General features: G+C 72.8%; 15 protein-coding genes. 9 read left to right on the top strand and 6 right to left on the bottom strand.

What is annotated here, in order from left to right:
• Positions 1–71: 71 nt before the first annotated feature.
• From ABD999_RS18355 to ABD999_RS18335, 5 genes are read left to right on the top strand one after another with little or no spacing between them, the layout of a single operon-like run.
• A complete protein-coding gene (locus ABD999_RS18355; protein WP_271278240.1) occupies positions 72–1,616 on the top strand; it encodes an acyl-CoA synthetase in 1,545 nt (514 codons plus the stop codon).
• A 16-nt stretch (positions 1,617–1,632) separates the two neighbouring features.
• Positions 1,633–2,526 carry a Zn-ribbon domain-containing OB-fold protein gene (locus tag ABD999_RS18350; protein ID WP_271278241.1) on the top strand — a complete coding sequence of 298 codons (894 nt, stop codon included), beginning with the start codon at positions 1,633–1,635 and terminating at the stop codon, positions 2,524–2,526.
• Positions 2,527–3,546 (top strand): thiolase domain-containing protein, encoded by a 1,020-nt coding sequence (locus ABD999_RS18345; protein WP_271278242.1) that lies wholly within the window; start codon positions 2,527–2,529, stop codon positions 3,544–3,546.
• Entirely contained in the window at positions 3,546–4,694 is a 1,149-nt protein-coding gene (locus ABD999_RS18340; RefSeq protein ID WP_271278243.1) for a thiolase domain-containing protein, read from the top strand. The genes ABD999_RS18345 and ABD999_RS18340 overlap by 1 nt, the downstream gene beginning before the upstream one ends.
• Complete coding sequence (locus ABD999_RS18335; protein ID WP_148034146.1) at positions 4,694–6,280, top strand: acyl-CoA synthetase; 1,587 nt, start codon at positions 4,694–4,696, stop codon at positions 6,278–6,280. The genes ABD999_RS18340 and ABD999_RS18335 overlap by 1 nt, the downstream gene beginning before the upstream one ends.
• A 43-nt stretch (positions 6,281–6,323) precedes the next feature.
• Here ABD999_RS18335 and ABD999_RS18330 read toward each other — a convergent pair whose 3' ends face one another.
• From ABD999_RS18330 to ABD999_RS18320, 3 genes are all read right to left on the bottom strand, one after another.
• On the bottom strand, positions 6,324–12,782 hold the full coding sequence (locus tag ABD999_RS18330; protein ID WP_345482805.1) for a hypothetical protein: 6,459 nt from the start codon (positions 12,780–12,782) through the stop codon (positions 6,324–6,326).
• A gap of 725 nt (positions 12,783–13,507) precedes the next feature.
• Entirely contained in the window at positions 13,508–14,134 is a 627-nt protein-coding gene (locus ABD999_RS18325) for a LysE family translocator (RefSeq protein WP_271279121.1), read from the bottom strand.
• 30 nt (positions 14,135–14,164) lie between these two features.
• Positions 14,165–15,058: a LysR family transcriptional regulator gene (locus tag ABD999_RS18320; RefSeq protein WP_271279120.1), complete on the bottom strand. Its 894-nt coding sequence runs from the start codon at positions 15,056–15,058 to the stop codon at positions 14,165–14,167.
• 103 nt (positions 15,059–15,161) lie between these two features.
• On the opposite strand from ABD999_RS18320, the gene ABD999_RS18315 reads away from it, so the two are divergent.
• Positions 15,162–15,692 (top strand): cysteine dioxygenase family protein, encoded by a 531-nt coding sequence (locus ABD999_RS18315; protein ID WP_148034143.1) that lies wholly within the window; start codon positions 15,162–15,164, stop codon positions 15,690–15,692.
• Here the strand turns inward: ABD999_RS18315 and ABD999_RS18310 are convergent.
• On the bottom strand, positions 15,683–16,333 hold the full coding sequence (locus tag ABD999_RS18310) for an alpha/beta fold hydrolase (protein ID WP_271279123.1): 651 nt from the start codon (positions 16,331–16,333) through the stop codon (positions 15,683–15,685). The genes ABD999_RS18315 and ABD999_RS18310 overlap by 10 nt on opposite strands.
• Positions 16,333–16,818, bottom strand: a complete 486-nt coding sequence (locus tag ABD999_RS18305; protein ID WP_271279119.1) for a pyridoxamine 5'-phosphate oxidase family protein — start codon at positions 16,816–16,818, stop codon at positions 16,333–16,335. The genes ABD999_RS18310 and ABD999_RS18305 overlap by 1 nt, the downstream gene beginning before the upstream one ends.
• A gap of 67 nt (positions 16,819–16,885) precedes the next feature.
• Between ABD999_RS18305 and ABD999_RS18300 the strand changes: the two genes are divergently transcribed.
• Together ABD999_RS18300 and ABD999_RS18295 are read left to right on the top strand one after the other, a co-directional pair.
• Positions 16,886–17,512, top strand: a complete 627-nt coding sequence (locus ABD999_RS18300; RefSeq protein WP_271279118.1) for a winged helix-turn-helix transcriptional regulator — start codon at positions 16,886–16,888, stop codon at positions 17,510–17,512.
• Positions 17,513–17,552: 40 nt separating this feature from the next.
• Positions 17,553–18,053, top strand: coding sequence for a pyridoxamine 5'-phosphate oxidase family protein (locus ABD999_RS18295; RefSeq protein WP_271279117.1), 501 nt, complete (start codon positions 17,553–17,555; stop codon positions 18,051–18,053).
• On the opposite strand, the gene ABD999_RS18290 is transcribed toward ABD999_RS18295, so the two are convergent.
• A complete protein-coding gene (locus ABD999_RS18290) occupies positions 18,054–19,394 on the bottom strand; it encodes a M20/M25/M40 family metallo-hydrolase (protein WP_271279116.1) in 1,341 nt (446 codons plus the stop codon).
• A 233-nt stretch (positions 19,395–19,627) separates the two neighbouring features.
• Here ABD999_RS18290 and ABD999_RS18285 point away from each other — a divergent pair, with 233 nt between their 5' ends.
• Positions 19,628–21,013, top strand: coding sequence for an aspartate aminotransferase family protein (locus ABD999_RS18285; protein ID WP_271279115.1), 1,386 nt, complete (start codon positions 19,628–19,630; stop codon positions 21,011–21,013).
• Positions 21,014–21,058: the final 45 nt, after the last annotated feature.

Raw genomic sequence — 21,058 nt, 5'->3', positions numbered from 1 at the left:
CCCGAAAGAAATGAGAACCTGTTCTTATTTCGCCGGTTCGGGGGCCTCGTACGACCTGGTGAGGAGTACCGATGGGCACGCTCGGTTTCTGGCGGCTGGCGCAGGCGGACCCCGGCTGGATCGCGGCCGTGGACCCCGACGGCACCGAGCACCGGGCCGGTGACCTCCTCGCCCGCGCGAACCGCCTCACCCACGGGCTGCGCGCGCTCGGCCTGCGGGCCGGCGACGGCCTCTGCGGGCTGGTGCCCAACGGCTCCGACGGGCTCGTGCTCTACCTGGCGGCCCTCCAGGCAGGCTGGTACTACACGCCGATCAACTGGCACCTGACCGGGCCGGAGATCGCGTACATCCTGGCCGACAGCGAGGCCAAGGCGTTCGTCACCCACCCCCGGTACGCGGCCGAGGCGACGCGGGCGGCGGAGGCCGTCGCCCCCGAGCGGCGCTTCGCCGTGGCGGACCTGCCCGGGTTCCGGCCGCTGGACGAGCTGACCGAGGGGCAGCCGGACACCATGCCCGCCGACCGCACGGCCGGCGCCACCATGCACTACACCTCCGGCACCACCGGCAGGCCCAAGGGCGTGCGCCGCCCGCTGACCGGCCTCGACCCCGACGACGGGGCAGAGCTGATGACGTTCCTGCTCGCCCTGTTCGGCGTCACCCCCGGGCGGCCCAACGCCCACCTGGTCACCTCGCCCAGCTACCACACCGCTGTCAGCCAGTTCGGCGGCACCGCCCTGCACATGGGCCACACGCTCGTCTACATGGACCGGTGGGACGCCGAGGAGATGCTCAGGCTCTGCGAGCGCCACCGGGTCACCAGCTCCCACCTGGTGCCCACCCACTTCAAGCGCCTGCTCGCCCTCCCCGAAGAGGTGCGGGGGAAGTACGACCTGTCCTCGCTGAAGTGGATGATCCACGCCGCCGCCCCCTGTCCCGTGCCGGTGAAGCAGGACATGCTCCGGTGGTGGGGCGACGTCGTGTACGAGTACTACGCGGCCACCGAGGGCGGCGGCACCCTGGCCACGCCCGGCGACTGGAAGGCGCACCCCGGCACGGTCGGCAACGCCTGGCCCATCACCGAGCTGCTCATCGCCGACGACTCGGGCGAGCCGGTGCCCGCCGGCACCCCCGGCACGATCTACATGAAGATGATGGGCGCCTCCTTCGAGTACAAGGGCGACCCGGCCAAGACCGAGGCGAACCGGCTCAAGGACTTCTTCACCGTCGGCGACATCGGCTACCTGGACGAGGACGGCTTCCTGTTCCTGTGCGACCGCAAGGCCGACATGATCATCTCCGGCGGCGCGAACATCTACCCGGCCGAGATCGAGAACGAGATCATGGTCCACCCGAAGGTCGCCGACGTGGCGGTGTTCGGCATCCCCGACGAGGAGTGGGGCGAGCAGATCAAGGCCGTCGTCGAGCCCGCGCCCGGCGCGGCGCCGGGCCCGGAGCTGGCCGCGGAGATCCTCGCCTCGCTGGAGGGCCGCCTGGCCAGGATGAAGTGGCCGAGAACCGTCGACTTCATCGACGAGATGCCCCGAGAGCCCAACGGCAAGCTGCTCAAACGCAAGCTGCGCGCCCCGTACTGGGAGGGCCGCGACCGAGCCATCTGACCACCCGGGAGGGTGCATGTCCGATCCGCTGACCGCGGAGCACGTGCTGGAGTTCCCCGGCGGCTACACCCGCTCGACGGGGCCGGTGATCGGCCGGTTCCTGACCGAGCTGCGCGCCGGACGGATCGTCGGGGTGCGCACCGCCGACGGACGGGTGCTCGTCCCCGCGCTGGAGTACGACCCCGCCACCGGCGACGCGGTGACCGGCGAGTACGTCGAGGTCGGCCCGGCCGGGACCGTCACCGCGTCGGCCTGGGTGGCCGAGCCGCGCCCCGGGCACCCGCTGGACCGGCCCTTCGCCTGGGCCATGATCAAGCTGGACGGCGCCGACACCGCGCTCGTGCACGCCGTCGACGCGGGCAACCCGAAGGCGGTCACGCCCGGCACCCGGGTGTGGCCGGTGTGGCGCGGCGAACGCTCGGGCCACATCACCGATCTCGCCTGCTTCGCCCCCGAGGTCACCAGGATCGTCTCGCCGGTCCGCGTCCCGTACACGCTCCAGGCCGGCGGGGCGCTCCGCGTCTTCCTGGAGGGGATCAGGCGCGGCGTCTTCGTCGGCGGGAGGTGCGCGAGCTGCGGGAAGGTGTACGTGCCCTACCGGCTGTCCTGCCCCGAGTGCGGGATCGCGATCGGCGAGCAGGTCGAGCTGCCCGACACCGGCACGGTCACCACGTTCGCGATCAACAACCTGCCCGACCCGCGCGCCCCCGAGGTGCCCTTCGTCTCCGCGTACGTGCTCCTCGACCGGTCCGACGTGCCCGTGATCGCGCTCGTCGGCGGCATCCCCGCGCACGAGGTGCGGCAGGGCATGCGGGTCAAGGCCGAGTGGGTGCCCGAGAGCGAGCGGACCGCGTCCATGGCGAACATCCGGTGGTTCGCGCCCACCGGCGAACCCGATGTGGAGCTGTGAATGAGACAGGTCGCGATCGTCGCCTTCGCGCAGACCCGGCACACCGCCCACGACACCGGGCTGTCCGAGCCCGAGCTGATCCTGCCCGTGATCGAGGAGGTCAAGGCGCTGACCGGGCAGAAACGGTTCGGCTTCACCTGCTCGGGGAGCTGCGACTACCTGGCCGGGGCGCCGTTCTCGTTCGTCTCCGCGCTGGACGCGGTCGGCGCCTGGCCGCCCATCTCGGAGAGCCACGTGGAGATGGACGGCGCCTGGGCCCTGTACGAGGCGTGGGTGCGGCTCCAGCACGGCGACGTGGACACCGCCCTGGTGTACGGGTTCGGCAAGTCCAGCCAGGGCGACCTGCGGGCCATCATGACCTTGCAGCTCGACCCGTACTACCTGGCGCCGCTCGGCCTGGACCAGCTCTCGTACGCGGCGCTGCAGGCGTCGGCGCTCGGCGCCGGACGGGCCGAGCTGGACGCGATCGCGCGCCGCAGCCGCGCCGACGGCAGGCGCAACCCGTACGCGCTGGACCTGCCGGAAGAGCTGCCCGACGGGTACGCGGTCGAGCCGCTGAAGGCGTCGGACGTCGCGCCGATCACCGACGGCGCGGCGGCCGTGGTGCTCGCCGCCGGGGACCGGGCCCGCGAGCTGTGCGCCACCCCCGCCTGGATCACCGGCATCGCGCACCGCATCGAGCCGCACTACCTCGGCCTGCGCGACCTCAGCCGGTCGCCCTCGGCGGCCGACGCGGGACGCGCGGCGGGCGTCGGCAAGGGACCGGTCGACGTGGCGGAGCTGCACGCCCAGTTCGCGCACGAGGAACCGATCCTGCGCCGGGCGCTCGACCTGCCCGACGACACCGTGATCAACCCGTCCGGCGGCCCGCTGGCCGCGAACCCCGTCATGGCCGCCGGCCTGATCCGCCTCGGCGAGGCGGCCCGCCGCATCCACGACGGATCCGCCCGCCGCACCGTCGGCCACGCGGCGAGCGGCCCCTGCCTGCAGCACAACCTCGTCACCGTACTGGAGGCCTGATGGCTGAGCGCTGCGCCGTGATCGGCGTCGGGCAGACGCGCTACACGACCAAGCGCAGGGACGTGTCGATCGCCGGGCTGGTGCGCGAGGCGGCGCTGCGGGCGCTGGAGGACGCCGGGCTGACGTTCAAGGACATCGACGCCGTCGTCATCGGCAAGGCGCCCGACCTGTTCGAAGGCGTCATGATGCCCGAGTCGTACCTGGCCGACGCGCTCGGCGCCGCGGGCAAGCCGATGCTGCGCGTGCACACCGCGGGCAGCGTCGGCGGCTCCACCGCGCTCGTCGGCGCGGGCCTGATCCAGTCCGGCGTGCACGAACGGGTGCTGGTCGTCGGCTTCGAGAAGCAGTCGGAGTCCAACGCCACCTGGGCGCTCTCCACCCACCTGCCGTTCAGCTCGTCGCTGGTGGTCGGCGCGGGCGGCTACTTCGCCCCGCACATCAGGGAGTACATGCGCAGGAGCGGCGCCCCCGGCCACGTCGGCGCGCTCGTGGCCGTCAAGGACCGGCTCAACGCGCTCAAGAACCCGTACGCCCACCTGCGCATCCCCGGCATCGACCGGGCGATGGTCGAGTCCACGCCCATGCTGTGGGAGCCGATCCGCTACCTGGAGTCGTGCCCGTCCAGCGACGGCGCCTGCGCGATCGTGCTCTCGTCCGAACAAGCCGCCACCGGCACCCCGGCCTGGGTGCACGGCACCGCCATGCGCTCCGAGCCGCTCTCCAGGGCCGGCCGCGACACCGTGAGCCCTCAGGCCGGCAAGGACTGCGCCGCCGACGTCTACCGGCAGGCCGGCGTCACCGACCCGCGCCGCCAGATCGACGTGGCCGAGGTGTACGTGCCGTTCTCCTGGTACGAGCCGATGTGGCTGGAGAACCTCGGCTTCGCCGCCGAGGGCGAGGGCTGGAAGGTCACCGAGTCCGGCGCCACCGCGCTCGACGGGGACATCCCGTGGAACCCCTCCGGCGGCGTGCTGTCCAGCAACCCCATCGGGGCGTCCGGGCTGATCAGGTTCGCCGAGGCCGCGCTGCAGGTGCGCGGCATGGCCGGAGAGCACCAGGTCGACGGGGCACGCCTGGCGCTCGGGCACGCGTACGGGGGAGGAGCGCAGTTCTTCGCCATGTGGATCGTCGGACGGGAGAAGCCGTGATGGAGTTCAACCACGCTGACTTGTTCGAAGGGGTGGCCGACGCGATCGGGGACCGCACGGCGGTGGTCTGCGGGCCGGACCGCCGCACCTACGCCGAGCTGGACGCCGAGGCCAACCGGCTCGCCCACCACCTCCAGGACCGCGGCATCGGGCCCGGCGACCACGTGGGGATCCACCTCTGCAACGACATCGAGTACGTGGCCGGCCTCCTGGCCACCCTGAAGCTCCGCGCCGTCCCGGTCAACGTCAACTACCGGTACGTCGAGGCCGAGCTGCTCTACCTCTACCGCGACTCCGACATCCGGGCCCTGCTGTACGACGTCGAGTTCGAGCCCCGCGTGGCCGCCGTCGCCGGCCAGGCGCCCCGGCTGGGCCATCTCATCGCGGTCAACGGCCCGCCCGGCATCCCCGGCGCGATCTCGTACGAGGAAGCCCTGCGGAGCGGCGACCCGGGGCGCGGCTTCGGGCCGCGGTCCGGGCAGGACGTCTACATCATCTACACCGGCGGCACCACCGGCATGCCCAAGGGCGCGATGTGGCACGTCGAGGACCTGTTCATGGCCTTCGGCGGCGGCAACCCGACCGGCGAGCCGCGCGCCACCCCGCAGGAGGTGGTCGACGAGGCCGTCAAGGCGAGCCCGATCGCGATGATGGCCGCCGCGCCGCTCATGCACGGCGCCGCCCAGATGGGCACCTTCATCGCCTTCTGGATGGGCGCGACCATGGTGTACGTGCGCACGTTCGACCCCGACGAGGTGTGGCGGGCCGTCGAGCGGGAGAAGGTGCTCACGATGAACATCACCGGCGACGCCATGGCCAGGCCGCTCGCCGAGGCGCTGGAGCGGGGCTCCTACGACGTGTCGTCGCTGTTCGTGCTCAGCTCGACCGGCGCGATCCTGAGCGGCACCGTACGCGACCGGCTCCAGGAGCTCCTGCCCAACGTGCTGATCCGCGACAACTTCGGCTCCACCGAGGCCGGCTACACCGCCGACGGGATCGACGGGGCCACCCCCGAGACGGGCCTGCGCTACCGGCCCAACCCGCATGCCAGGCTGGTCGTGCTCGACGACCGGCTGCACCCCGTCAGGCCCGGCTCCGGCGACCTGGGCACCGTCGCCAAGGCCGGCCGCATCGCGTTCGGCTACTACAACGACCCGGACAAGACCGCCCGCACCTTCGTCACCACCGAGGACGGCACCCGCTGGCTGCTCACCGGCGACCTGGCCACCGTCGAGGAGGACGGCACCATCACCGTGTACGGGCGCGGCTCGCAGTGCGTCAACACCGGCGGCGAGAAGGTGTTCCCCGAAGAGGTGGAGGCCGTGCTCAAGGGGCACCCGGCCGTCTTCGACGCGGTCGTCACCGGGGTGCCGGACGAGCGGTGGGGCAACCGGGTGGCCGCCGTGGTCGAGCCGCGTCCCGGCGCCGCCGTCACCGCCGAGGAGCTCGACGCCCACTGCCGGAAGCAGTTATCGGGCTACAAGGTGCCGCGCTCGTACGCGTTCGTGCCGCGCATGGAGCGCTCGCCGTCGGGCAAGGCCGACTACCGGTGGGCCAGGGACACGGTGCTGGCCGCGCAATCTTGACCAGCGCAGGGCCGGCGCGGGCCCTGTGCTGGTCAACCACCGGTCAGCGGGGCCGGAACCACCGAAGGCTGATGAGGTCGTGCTCCACCAGCGCGACCTCCCCGGCCCGCCCGGCCCGCTCGTTCAACCCCAGCCGCGCCCGCAGCACGTCCCGATGCATCTCGACCAATTCCTCGTCGTACCCGCCGTCCCCGTACCTGTAGCCACCGTCGCGGTCGTCGTCGTCGCCGCCGTCGCCGCCGTCGCCGCCGTCACCGCCGTCACCGCCGTCGCCTTCGGCGTCGAGCAGCTCGCGCAGTCGCGCGTCCGCGGAGCGCAGTGCCGCGTCGGCGGCCTCGTCGCGCCCCAGCCGCAGTTCGCACAGGCCGAGCTGGTAGTAGGCGACCGCGCTCAGGTAGCCGTCCCGGATCACCCGCGTCCCCCGGTGCAGCACCGCGCTCGCCTCCGGCGCCCGGCCCGCCGCCAGCAGCGCGTCGCCCAGCATGAGCATCGCCCTGGCCAGATGGCCGCCCAGCACAGGGTTGCCCGGCGCGTACCGCTCCAGCGCCGTCACCGCCTCACGCAACGGCGCCACCTCGTCCTCGTACCGCTCCTGCGACGACAGCGCCGCCGCCAGCGACAGGTTGGCGCCCGCCCGCCCGGCGTGCACGCTCTCGGCGCCCACCCCCGCCGCGATCAGCCCGTCGTACAGCCTGATCGCCTCCCGAGCCCTGGCCTCCGCCCGCGGCCCGTCGTCCAGGTGCAGCATGGTGAGCAGCTCCGCGCTCTGCGCGAGCGAGTCCGCGAGCACCGCCCGGTACGTGAGATCGCCAGGAGCCCGCCTGGCGTCCACGATCAGCTCCTCCACCAGCGGAGCCGCCTCGCCCAGCGCGCCGCGCATCAGGTGGCAGCGGACCAGCCGCTGCTTGGCCAGCGCCTGCTTGAGCCTGGCGGCCGGGGATCCGGCGTACCCGTCGACGGCGAGCGCCGCGTACTCCACCGCCTCGCCGGCCCGCCCGTCCGCCAGCATGTCGTCCACGATCACCACCGCCACCTCGGCCTCCGCCAGCCGCCGGGCAGCGGTACGGGGCAGCCGCCGGTACTGGTTGACCGCCTCCACGAGATGGGCGAGCGACTCCCGCTTCCTGCCCATCCGGCGCAGCACCAGCCCGCGCACCTCGTCCGCCCTGGCCCGCGCCGCCGGGTGGCCCTCCGGCAGCCGCTCCTGCTCGGCCACCGACCAGGCGACCGCCTCCAGCGCGGCCTGCGGCCGGTCCAGCGCGGCCAGCGCCGCACCCAGACAGCAGTACGCCATGGCGGCGACGCCGGGCTCGTCCAGCTCGTCGCACAGGTCGGCGGCCCGCTCCAGATGGGCCAGCGCCTCCACCGGACGGCGCGCGCCCAGCAGCGCGTCACCGTAGAGCGTCAGCGTCCTGGCCAGCGCCGCCTTCTCCGGCGTACCGGCCAGCAGGTGGGCGGCCTGCTCCAGGGTGGCGAGCACCGGGCGGGCCAGCTCGTGCTCGATCCCGGCCAGCGCGGCGAGCGCGACCCCCAGCCGCGCCCGGTGGCGGGCATCGGCCGCCGCCAGCCCCTGGAACACCCGCACCGCAGCCTCGGCCGCCGCCGCCTCGCCGGTCAGCGCCGCGTACCGTGCCAGGCAGTCGCCGAGCGACTCGTGCAGCTCCGGGCGGGCGCGGACCGGCACCTCGCGCGTGAACGCCTCGGTGAACGCGGTCATCGGCCCCAGCAGATCCACCTCGCCCGCCCCGTCCAGATGGTCGGCGAGATCGTCCAGCAGAACCCGCAGCGCATCCGGGGGCGGCAACGGCCTGACCTCCAGCGCCCGCGCCAGGAACGGCGCCGGATCCTGCTGCAGCTCACCGAGCGCCAGCAGAGCGAGCAGGTGCGTGGCGGCCGGCTCCGGCGCGAGCGGCCCGTGGTCGTCCAGCAGCCCGGCGATCAGCGTGGTACCCCGCACCAGGTCCAGCCCCGCCCGCTCGTCGTCGTCCAACCGCACCCGGCACAGCCCCCGCAGCTGCAGGCACGTCCCGGCCAGCAACCGCCTGGGCACCGTCGCCTCCTCCGGCAACGCCTCGACCGCCCCGCCGGCGGCCTCCAGCGCCCCGCCGAAGTCCCCCCGCGCGAACCGCGCCCCGGCCAGCAGTCGCAACGCGACAGCGCGCCCCAGCGGCTCCCGCACCAGCTCCGCCGCCCGCCCGGCCGCCTCCTCCGCCTCCTCCCACCGCTCCAGCCCGGTCCACGCACAGGCGACCAGCAGCACCCGCTCCGCCGCCCCCTCGTCCGCGTCCACCGCCGCCACCAGGTGCGGCAATGCCTCCTCGAACCGCCCCGCCCCCAGCAACCCCCGCCCCAGAGCCGCCTCGACCTTCCCCCACAACCGCACGTCATCCCCGCGCCGCCGGCGATCCTCGTCCTCTCCTCGCGCGCGGAGGCCTTCCTCCCACAGCTGTCCCGGACGCGCGCGGTCACCCTGCGGCCGGGCGCCGTTCCCCCGGTGCCCGAGCAGCAACCCCGCAGCCCGCGAGGCGAGCACCACCGCGTCCCGCGCCCGCCCGGCTCCCGCCCACACCCACGCCAGATGCGCCTGAGCCTCGGCGAGCGCGCCGACGTCCGTCCCCCCTCCCGCCACGAGAACCGCCAACGCCTCCTCGGCCCGCTCCACACTCTCCCCACCCCGCACCGCCACCCCAACCAGCGACAACCCCTCCACGAAGCGCCTGTCATAGGCCCCGCGAAGTGCAAATCCAAAGCCCTCAGCGGGCGTCTCGTGAGGTGTTGGTTCGGAGTTATCGGCGGGTGTCTCGTGAGGTGTTGGTTTGGGGTTATGGGCGGGTGTCTCGTGAGGTGTTGGTCTGGGTTTATCGGCGGGTGTCTCGCGGGGTGTTGGTTTGAGGTTTTCGGCGGGTGTCCCGTGAGGTATTGGTTTGGGGTTTTCGGCGGGTGTTCCGCGAAGTGTCGGCCCGAAGTCCTCTGCAGGTGTCGCGTGTCGTGCTTGTCGGAAGTCCTCCGCAGGTGGCCTGTTTCTCGCCCGTCCGTCCTCGGCTGCTCCGTACGGTGCCTGCGAGGAGTCCGCCGCCGATGCCTGCCCGTCGTCGGCGATCGCCCGGTGACGCGTCCGTACGGAGTCTGTGGGGAATTCCTCGTCCGGAAGCACAGATTCGGCGGGTGGCAGGGCACGGCCCAGGAGCGCGCGCGAGCGGCGGACCCATCCCGCCACATCCCGCCGCAGGCGATCCTCGTCGCCCAGTTCCCGCAGCAACCCGGCCGCCGACTCGAACTGCGCCAGCCCGTCGGCGGGCCGATCCAGCTCCACCAGGCACATCCCGAGCAGCCGCCGGCATCCGGCCAACAACCGGTCATGGCCGTCACCGAGCTCGTCGGCCACCCACACGGCCTCCCGCAGCGAGTCCAGCGCCTCCTGAGGCAACCGGCGGAGCAGCAGGTCCTCGCCCAGGTCCCGCAGCCGCTCGGCCAGCTCCCGCCCGTGCCGCCCCGGTTCCAGGACGGCCAGCGCCCGCAGGTTCTCCACCGCCTCCCCGGCACTCCGCACCGCTGCCTGGAGATCCCCCCGTTCCCCGTGCACCCGCGACACCAGCCCGGCCGCCCCGGCCAGCACCGCACGCAACCCCGGCTCCTCCGCCGCGATCCCGCGCAGCCGCACGACCGCCTCACCGGCGACCACCACGGCCGCCTCTCCCCGCCCTTGCCGGTCCAGCCGCGACCCCAGCCGGTCGAGCCGCCGGCACACCTCCAGATCGGTGACCGCCACCTCCCGCACGGCCTTGACGACCTCCACCGCCAGCCCGGCCCCCAGCCCGACCAGCCGCTCCTCGTCCAACTCATCCAGCGGCCCCAGAACCCCACCCCCCACCAACGCCCACCCCTCACGAGAGCCAGGCGCGGAACCCCCCAACGACCCGTCACCCCCCGGACGCACCCCTCCATACGGCGAGGAACCACCCGACAAGCCCTCCCCACCCACGGGCCGTGCATCATCCCCCACACCCAACGGCACACCAGCCCTTCGAGCACTCACGTACGGTGCGCCATCGTCCAGATACACCCCCGCAGCCCTCCCGTACGGCGGAGGGCCACTCGGTGAGGCACCCTCACGCACCCCAGGAGCTCTGTCGTATGGCGAGGGACCGGTCGATGGGACGCCTTGATGCACCCCCGCAGCTTCTCCGTACGACGGGGTTTCGTAGGAAAGGCCGGGAGAGACCCCGGCCGGGTCGGGCAGCACGGAGAGGACCGCTTCCATGTCCCCGGCCAGCAGCACATCCCCGCCCGCGGCCAGGAACGCCGACACCGCCTCCCGCAGCCGCCCCGTCCCAGCCAGCGCGCAGGCCAGGTTGTACTGGGCCCGCTCCGCGTGCGCCGCGTACCGCGGATCCTCCTCCACCAGGATCCTGAACCGCGCCGCAGCCTCCCGCGCGGGCCTGACCGCGAGCTCCGGCACCCCCGATAGCAGCAGGCACGCCGTCTGGTTGAACAGCGCCTCCGCCTGCCCCTCCGCCTGCTCGTACGGGGGAGCCGCCGCGAAGATCTCGGCCGCCTCACCCGCCGCGGCCACCGCCTCAGGCAGCCTCCCCGCCGCCGCCAGCCACGCCGACGCCGTGGACAGCGCCGTGGCGACGTCGGCCCGCTTCCCGCCCCTGAGCCGCTCCACCAGCATCTCGGCCAGCGTCACCCTCAGCGCCCGCACCCCGGGATGCCCCGCCTGCCACGGCGGCAGCGCCGCCACCGCCCCGGCCACCTCCGGCTCATCCCGCAACAGTTGGAGCACCGCGTTGAGCCGGTCGCCGAGCTGCTCGCCCGGCCCCATGGCGGCCTCGCACAGCATCCTGTCCAGCCGGTGCACGACCAGCGACCCCAGCGCGACCCGTACCCGCCCGTGATCCGCGCAGACCCGCAGCACATCGAGCATCCGCGCCAGGTGCGCCGCCGTCCGCCCCGGATGATCGTGTACGGCGGTCACCAGCGACTCCAGCCCCGCCGTCTCCTCCAGCACCTGCCCGACCACCACGTCAGGCACATCGATCACCAGCCCGCCGGACAGCCCCTGCCCATCAGAGGCAAGCCGCCGGCTGGAGAACCACCCACCCCGCACGTCGGGGACCCGGCTGCCCTGCGCGTCAGGGGTCTGCTGCTGGGCGAGCCGCTCGCTCTGTACGGCGGGAACCTGCTGTTCGGAGCGCCGCTCGTTCTGTACGGCGGAGGCCTGTTGCTCGGGGGGCCACCCGCCCTGTACGGCGGGAACCCGCTGTTCGGAGGGCCGCCCACCCCGTAAGTCCGGCGGGAACAGCCCCGCGACCCACGCCGCGACCTCGGCCCTCCGGTCCTCCTCCAGGCCGGGTACGACGGACAGCAGGGCCCGCAGTTCCCTCGGTGACGGCGCGAACAGCAGGGCCACCGCCATCGCCGCGCCCGCCACGCCGTCGTCCGGCGCTCCCGGCGACGCCGACCACCGCTCGCGTTCGCGGTTCAGGAAGCGGTGGACCAGCTCGTTGCCGGGCCCCGCCTCATGGCCGCGTACCCGCATGAGGGCCGCCAGATGGACCCGCAGCGGAACCGCGTACAAGGGGTCGTCGAGCGGAAACGGGCGGATCCGGTCGAGTCCATCACCTGCCCCGGGGCGCGTGGCGAAGGCGCGGATGGCGGCGGCGGCGTGTCCGGCGCGCTCCGGAAGGGTGAGGGGGTGGTCCTCCAGGCGGACGGTCGCGCGGATCAGGCGCTTGAGACGGCCGCCGGCGGCGGTGTCCAGCCGACGCCACCAGGCGGCCGGAGGCGGGGCGGCGCCCACGGAGGTACGGGCCACCAGCAGGAGACGGATACGCGGGTTGTGCCGGTGGGCGGCCAGGCCGCGCACCAGCTCGGCCACCAGGGCGGCCGACGGCTCGGGGAAGTCGAGCACGAGCAGGGTGGGCCGCGACGCGTCGAGCCGGACGGCGGGATCCGACAGCGGTCCCACGAGTGCCGTCGCCGGCAGGAGCCCGGCGTCCCACCCGGCCGCCGACAGCTCCGCGCACAGCTCCACCGCCAGCCTGCTCTTCCCGGACCCGCCCGGCCCGGTGATCAGCGCGGCCGACAGCGGCTCGGGCCCGGCGGCCCAGTTCCGCAGCGCCGTCAGTTCCGCCTTCCTGCCGACGAACGGCACCACCGCGTGCCGCGCCACCGGCAACGACCAGTCCGGGCAGTTCTCCGGAGGCTCTCCCGTGGCCGGTTCCAGCAGGTCGGGGAGCAGGACGACCCGCTCGTCCCCGGACACGTCCTCCAGCAGCCCCGACGCGGGAAGGGCGTCACCTTCCACCCACGCGCGAAAGGTGTCGTCCAGGAGCAGCGCCTCCACCGGTACGACATCCGCGTGCCCGTCCTCGTACCAGGAGACGACCACCCCCACGAGCTGACCCGTCGGCTCCGCCAAGAGGGCCGCGCCCGAGAAACCGAGCCTGAAGGCACCCGGCGGCGAGCCGGAGAACTCGACCCCCAGAGAAGCGGGCACAGTCCCGGCACCGGCGGCCGCCACCACCGAAACCAGCGGCTCACCCCGCGAATCCGCTCGGGCGAAACCCCGGACGACGCACCGCACCCCATCCCCGGTCACCCGCCCCCACCGAACCGGCCCAAAGGACCCCTCCCAGGGCATCCCCGAAGCGTCCGACCCCGACGGGTCCGGCGAGCCGGGATCCCCTCCGCCCCCGCCCGCTCCCCGTGCTGGGGACGGCCGGGCCGCGTCACCACTCCCTCCAGGCGCCCCACCCACCGAAAGCCGGGACGAGCCGGGGTTCCGCCCGGACGGGGCCGTCCCGCCTGTCCGGAGCCGGGACGGGGCCGGTGAGGGTGCCGGTGGGACGGTGGGGACCTCAGGGATGTGGAGCAGGGCCGCGGCGAGGGGGCCGTGGCCGTGCCAGACAGGCTGGGCCCGGGTCCAGGGGCCGGTGCCGCGTACGTGGCAGGGGGCGGCGGGGTCGATCACCTGGGCGGAGGTCAGGATCAGGCCGGGGGCGACCACGTACCCGGAGCCGGTCACGCCCGTGAAATCGTCGTGGCCTGAGTGCACCTGGACGACCCGCTCTGAGGCGACGCGTGCGGATCTGGAGTCGCGTGGTGGCCTGTCCATGGCGCCGTGTCCTGGAATGCCCTGCCCGGCGTCGATGTCGCCCCGGCTCAGGGAGAATTCCGCCACCCGCTCACTATCGCACTACGGCACCGAAATTTCCGGGCTTGTCAGGCCTTCTCACCTGTGAGCCAGGCCGCCAGCCCCAAGTAGACCAGCCCGCTGCCGATGTCGATCCGCCGCCGGGCCCGCACCGAGCGCCGCACCCGGGTGGCCAGCGCCGACGACAGCAGCGCGTACGTGCCGTCGGAGGCCATGCCGAGCGCCATCCAGAGCAGGCCGAGCACCAGCATCTGCGGCGCGACCGCCCCAGCCGCGGGGTCGGCGAACTGCGGCAGGAACGCCATGAAGAAGATCGCGGTCTTCGGGTTGAGCACGTTGACCACGAACCCCTCCCAGAACATCCGCCGCTTGGACTGCTCCGGCAGCTCGACCGTCTCCTCAGCGGTTCCCCGGGCCAGCAGCTTGCGGAGCCCGAGCCAGACGAGGTAGGCGACGCCCGCGTACTTGACGATCGTGAAGGCGGTCGCCGACGCGGCGAGCAGGGCGCTGACGCCGAGGGCGGCGGCGACCACGTGGACCACCGACCCGGCGTGCACGCCGAGAACCGAGACCAGCCCCGCCGCCCGGCCCTGGGCGACGCTGCGCGTGACGATGAAGATCACCGCCGGGCCCGGCACGAGCAGAATCGCCAGGGTGGCCGCACAGAAGAGGGCGAGTGTGGAGAGATCCGGCATGTCGTCATCCTATGGAGCCCGTCAACGGGGTTAAAGGCTGTCGCGCAGGGCCGCGACCAGCACCTCGGTGGCCGACGGGTGCGGCGGGTGGCCGTAGACGGCGGCGAACACGTGCCGGGTGGAGCCCGGGACGCGGCGCGCGGTCACGTCCGGATGGCGGTGCGCGCGCAGCGCGAGCGCCGGCAGCACGGTGACGCCTATCCCGGCGGCCACCAGCGCCTGCACGGCCACGATGTCGTCGCTGGTGAACGAGATGCGCGGCTCGAACCCCGCCTTGTCGCACAGGTCGAACAGATGGCTCCGGCACCGGTCACACCCGGCGATCCACGCCGCGTCCGTGAAAGCCCTCAGATCGGCCTCATCGGACTCCGGCGAGCCGGCCTCCACGGACCCCGGCCCCGGGGTGATCAGGTAGCTCGGCTCGTCCCACAGGTGGATCAGCTGAAGCCCGGGAGCCTCCGGCGCCGTGTCGTCGTACCGGAACATGACCGCGACGTCCACCCGCCCGGCCCGCAGCAGCCGCAGCGCCTCGGGCGGCTCGGTCTCGGTGAGTTCGAGCCGCAGCCCCGGGTGCGACTTCCGCAGCAGGGCGGCCGCCTCGGGGATGAACGTGCCGAGCGCCGAGGGGAACGCCGCCAGCCGCACCCGCCCCGTCTGCAGCCCGACGTGCGCGGCCAGCTCCTCGGCGGCGGCGTCGAGCCGCCCGACGATGTCGCTCGCCCGCTCGGCCAGCAGCCTGCCGGCCTCGGTCAGCCGGATGCCGCGCCCGGCCCGCTGGATCAGCTTGGCGCCGGTCTCGGCCTCCAGCCTGGCGAGGTGGTGGCTGACGGACGGCTGCGCGTAGTGCAGCTCCCGGGCGGCCGCGGTGAGAGAGCCGGTACGGGCGACCGCGAGCAGGACGCGGAGCCGGGTGACATCCAGCATTCATCAATCATATCTATAGGTCGGCTCGAATACTTCTGTTGGACCTATCGATGGTCAGCGCGAGACCGTAGGAAGAGGACGCCGCACGACCTCGGGAGGATGCATGGACACCGTCACGACCGTACGGCCCGGCCTGGCCGAGCTGGTGGCGGGCGTCGGCGCGCTGACCGCGCGCCGCCTTCCCGCCCGCGACACCGCACTCGCCGTCGCTGACCTGATGCGCGACCGGCTGCCGAGCCTGGACATCCTGACCGCACAGGAGCGGCTGGGCTCGCCCGAGACGTACGTGTCGTGGCCCCTGCACGCGCAGGACGACTTCTCGATCGTGGCCGTGGTCTGGCGGCCCGGTCAGGAGACCGCCATCCACGACCACATCTCGTGGTGCGCGTTCGCCGTGCTGAGTGGCAACGAGCACGAGACCCTCTACCGGGACGAGGGCGACCATCTCGTGGAGATCGGCCGCGCCGACAACCGGCCGGGCGACGTCAGCGGCTTCGCCCCGCCCGGCGACATCCACCTGGTGCGCAACACCAGCTCCGAGACGGGGGTGTCGATCCACGTGTACGGGGCCGACATCGGCAGGCTGGGCAGCAGCGTCCGCCGCGTGTACGAGCTGCCGGTCGTTCAGAGGTAGCCGGCGAGCCGGTCGGCCAGTTCCTCCGGCCGCGACAGCATGACGCTGTGGCTGCCGCCGATCTCGTCCGGTTCGATGCCCAGCCGCTCGCGCACCATCGGCCGGACGAACTCGGGCGGGAACCACCGGTCGTCGCGGCAGAGCAGGTAGCGGGTCGGCACGTCCGGCCACTTGTCCAGCGGCCACGGCTCCACGAGCGCCTTCTCGGCGTGCCCCCGCCCGTGCCGCAGCGCCTCGGCCGCGAGGTCGGCGGGCACGTCGTGCATGAACAGCGCGACCGGGTCGTCGATGTCCTTGTCGCCGAAGCCGCTGTTCGCCCACCAGTCGGCGGGCGGCTCACCGGGCGCCGGCACCATGCCCGCCAGCAGCACCAGCAGGTCGGCCTTCGCCCGGTCGCAGACGATCGGGGCGACGAACCCGCCCCATGAGTGCGCCACGACGACGAGGCCGTCCAGGTGCCCGACGGACTTCCGCACCTCGGCGATCACGTGGTCGGCGTAATCGGCGAGCCCGGCCTCCGGATCGTCCAGCGGCAGGTCCACGGCCACCGTGCGGTGCCCCCGCCCGCGCAGGCAGGTCTCCAGCGGGCGCCACGGCCAGGAGGTGCCGCCGCCCCCGTGGATCAGCGCGAACGTCGCCATCACGTCGCCGAGGGCATCTGGCCGGGCAGGCGGGTCTGGAAGTCCAGCACCCCGGCCCACGAAGGCCGGACGGCGATGCGGGCCATGCGGACTCCCGGCCGGTCGGCCTCGGCCACGTTCCTGGCGCCCTGCTGAGGGCCCGCGTAGCGGTGGTGGGCGAGCGCGTACTCCGGCACGATGCCGTCGACGTCGGTCACCTCGGCCCGGCCGCGGATGAGCAGCACCTCCGGCGGGGTGGCCGTGGTGTCGATGGTGATGGCGACCTCGGGCCTGGCCCGCAGCGCGTTGATCTTGACCGCGCCGGCGAACGTGGCCATGACGACTTCCTCGCCGTTCCAGTGGAACAGCGTCGGGTAGACGCGTGGGGTCCCGTCGGCGGCGACGTACGCCACCCGGGCGAGTTCCTTCGAGACGAGCAGCCTGCGTGCGGTCGGATGCTCCAATAGCCGGACATCTCCCTGTGGAAGGGTGTCCAGAGCGTTCATGTCATGGCTCCAATCACGTGTTGGTCCTAAACTAGGACTAACATGTACGAATTCGCAAGGATTTTCGATGCGAACCTACGACGACCCCTGCGGCGTCGCCCGTGCCCTCGACCACGTCGGGGAGCGGTGGGCGCTGCTGATCGTGCGCGAGCTGCTGCTGGGCCCCAAACGCTTCACCGACCTGCGCGCCGGCCTGCCCGGCGCGAGCCAGAACGTGCTCTCCCAGCGGCTGCGCGAGCTGGAGGAGTCCGGCGTGCTGCGCCGCCGCAAGCTGCCGCCGCCCGCCGCGAGCCGGGTGTACGAGCTGACGGAACGGGGGAGCGAGCTGGAGCCGGTGGTGCTGGCGCTGGCCCAGTGGGGCAGCCGGATGCCGCTCACCTCGACCGGGCCGCTGAGCGTCGACGCGCTCCTGTACGCCCTGAAGTCGACGTTCGACCCCGGGGCGGCGGACGGCTTCGAGGGCAGCGTCGAGCTGCGGCTCGGCGAGGAGAGCATCCTGGCGACGGTCTCGGCCGGGCAGCTCACCTTCGCCAGGGACGGCGCGGGAGGAGACGCCGTGCTGCGCGCCGACGCCGAGACGATCAGGAGCGTGGTGTTCGCCGGCCGGAACCTGGAAGAGTCCGAGGTGGAGGGGGACCGGCAGGTGGCCGAGCGGTTCGTCACGCTCTTCCCGCGCCCGCCGATGAGTCCCTGACGTCCGCCGGGCCCACTCCTTGCGAAGGAGGAACACCACCATGAAACCGATCACCGAGCTCGATGCCCGCTTCAGCGCCGGCGGCGCCGCCGCCACCACCTGGGAGGAGGCCGCCGAGCTGCTGGAACGCGCCGAGGTCTGGTGGCTGTCGACCGTACGCCGCGACGGCCGCCCGCACGTCACGCCCTTGCTGGCCGTCTGGCAGGACGGCGCGCTCCACTTCTGCACCGGCCCGGAGGAGCAGAAGGCCAGAAACCTGGAGGCCAACCGGCAGGTCGCGCTCACCACCGGCGCCAACACCCTGAGACAGGGCCTGGACCTGGTCGTGGAGGGCGTAGCCGAGCAGGTCACCGACGAGGGCAGGCTGAAGGCGTTGGCGGAAGCCTGGGAGGCGAAGTACGGCCCCGACTGGCACTTCGACGTCCACGACGGGGCCTTCCACAACAGCGCGGGCGGGCGGGCCCTGGTGTTCGAGGTCGCCCCCGCGCGAGCCTTCGGCTTCCGCAAGGGCGACTACGCGCAGACCCGCTGGCGCTTCTGACTACGGCTGCGCCAGCTCCTGCAGGAAGAGCGCCTCGGTGGTCACCACCCGGCGCAGCTCCTCCAGGTCGACCCGCTCGTTCGGCGCGTGGCAGGCGGCGTCCTCGTCCTCGGCGCCGAACAGCAGGATCTCCGCCGCGGGGAACTGCTTGAGCAGCGTGTTGACCAGCGGGATCGAGCCGCCCGCGCCCACGTCGCGCGGCGGCCGGCCGAAGGCCCGCTCCATCGCCCTGTTGAGCGCGGCGCGCGCCGTGCCGCCCGAGTCGGCCTGGAAGCCCGAGCCGACCGTGAGGTCGCCGAACGACACCCGCACGCCCCACGGCGCCACCTGCTGCAGGAACTCCACCACCGCGTTGACCGTGGTCTTCGGGTCGCCCGCCGGCGGCACCCGCACCGTCACCCTGGCCCGCGCCACCGGCTGCACGGCGTTGACCGCACCCGAGACCGACGGCACGTCGAGCCCGGTCACGGTGATCGCGTACGAGGCCCACAGCCGGTCGGCCAGCGAGCCGGAGCCGACCAGCGACACGCCGTCGGCCACGCCCGCGGTCTTGCGGAACTCCTCCTCCGTCGGCCCCTGACCCAGGAAGCTGCCACGGGGCAGGCCGGGCACCCGGACGTCGCCGTTCTCGTCGTGCAGCGCGGCGCACATGCGCATCAGCGCCGCCAGCGCGTCAGGAGCGGCGCCGCCGAACGAGCCGCTGTGGAGCGGCTCGCGGAGCGTGCGCACCTCCATGGTGAAGGCCGCCATGCCGCGCAGCGAGGTCGTCACCGCCGGGTCACCGACGCGCGGGTTGCCGGTGTCGGCCACCACCACCGCGTCGGCCCGCAGCAGGTCGGGGTTGCGCTCGACGAACGCCTCCAGCCGCTCGCCGGCGTATTCCTCCTGGCCCTCGATGATGACCTTGACGCCGACCGGGAAGCGGCCCTGGAAGACGCGGAGCGCGGCGACGTGCGACATGACGCCGGACTTGTCGTCGGCCACGCCGCGGCCGTACAGCTTGCCGTCGATCAGCGTGGGCTCGAACGGCGGCGTGCGCCAGGAGGCCGGGTCGCCCGCGGGCTGCACGTCGTAGTGGGCGTACAGCAGGACGGTCGGCGCGCCGGGCGGCGCGGGAGCCTCGGCGAACACGGCGGGGTAGCTGTTGTCGACCGGGACGCGCTGCACGCGCGGCAGGCCGGTGCTGCGCAGCAGCTCCTCCACCGCCGCCGCGGCGGCGTGCACGGGCTCCTCGGGGTGGCCGGGGAAGGCGACCGACGGGATGGCGGCCAGTCGCTTGAGCTCCTCGACGGTCTGCGGCATCGCAGCCGCAACGGCGCTCTCGATCTGCTCAGGAGTCACGGGACGGTCCCCCGGGGGTCTTCTCGGTGGTCGGGCGTTCCATTGGATCACACCGTCGCTCACAGCAGGTGAAAGGGTGTGACCACTGCGCCAGAGTACCTGCGGATTTCGTAGTTGTTACCGAAAAGTTCTGCGGATCTCGGTTCACGTCACTGGAGTAGCGACGCAATCCCTTGGCAAAGTGGCTGGTGAGGTTGCACACTGGTGTGCAGATCGAACGAGGGAAGATACACATGACGCAGCCGGAACACGACGTCCTGAAGGCCGCGCAGGACAACCTGTGGTTGCACTTCACCAGGCACAGCTCCTACCAGAAGTCCGAGGTGCCCACCATCGTCCGCGGTGAGGGCTCCTACATCTACGACATCCACGGCAAGCGCTACCTCGACGGTCTGGCGGGGCTCTTCGTCGTCCAGGTGGGCCACGGACGCGGCGAGCTGGCCGAGGCCGCCGCCAAGCAGGCGCAGGAGCTGGCGTTCTTCCCGCTCTGGTCGTACGCGCACCCCAAGGCCGCGGAGCTGGCCCAGCGCCTGGCGAGCCTGACGCCCGGCGACCTCAACCGCGTGTTCTTCACCACCAGCGGCAGCGAGGCCGTCGAGAGCGCGTGGAAGCTCGCCAAGCAGTACTACAAGCTCATCGGCAAGCCGCTCAAGCACAAGGTCATCAGCCGCCAGATCGCCTACCACGGCACCACGCAGGGCGCCCTGTCGATCACCGGCATCCCGGCGTTCAAGCAGATGTTCGAGCCGCTCGTGCCCGGTTCCGTGCGGGTGCCGAACACCAACCACTACCGCGCCGACGAGACCACCGGCGTCCCCGGCATGACGCCCGAGGAGTACGGCTACTGGGCGGCCGAGCGGGTGGCCCGCGCCATCGAGATGGAGGGCCCCGACACGGTGGCCGCCGTCTTCGCCGAGCCGGTGCAGAACGCCGGCGGCTGCTTCCCGCCGCCGCCCGGCTACTGGCAGCGGCTGCGCGAGATCTGCGACGAGTACGACGTGCTGCTCGTCTCCGACGAGGTCATCTGCGCCTTCGGCCGCCTCGGCACCATGTTCGGCGGCGAGAAGTTCGACTACGTCCCCGACATCATCACCTGCGCCAAGGGCATGACCAGCGGCTACTCGCCGATCGGCGCGATGATCGCGCACGACCGCCTGTTCGAGCCCTTCAAGAACGGCGACGAGATCTTCGCCCACGGCTACACCTTCGGCGGTCACCCCGTCTCGGCCGCCGTGGCGCTGGCCAACCTCGACATCTTCGAGCGCGAGGACCTGCTCGGCCACGTCACCAGGAACGAGCCGCTGTTCAGGGCTACGCTGGAGGGCCTGAAGGACGACCTGCCCATCGTCGGAGACGTGCGCGGCTCCGGCTACTTCTGGGGCATCGAGCTGGTCAAGGACCGTGACACCAAGGAGACGTTCAACGCCGAGGAGTCCGAGCGGCTGCTGCGCGGGTTCCTGTCGCAGGCGCTGTTCGACGCCGGCCTCTACTGCCGGGCCGACGACCGCGGCGACCCCGTCATCCAGCTCGCGCCGCCGTTGATCGCCGGGCCGCAGGAGTTCGAGGAGATCGGCGGAATTCTTCGAAGTGTGCTAAAGGAGGCGTGGGCGCGCCTCTGATCGACAAAATATCCGGTACGGGATCCCGTACCGGATATTTTTTTC

Origin of the sequence: Nonomuraea ferruginea (assembly GCF_039540635.1) — a bacterium.
Lineage (GTDB): Bacteria > Actinomycetota > Actinomycetes > Streptosporangiales > Streptosporangiaceae > Nonomuraea > Nonomuraea ferruginea.
This window is presented reverse-complemented; position numbering and strand designations above follow the sequence as displayed.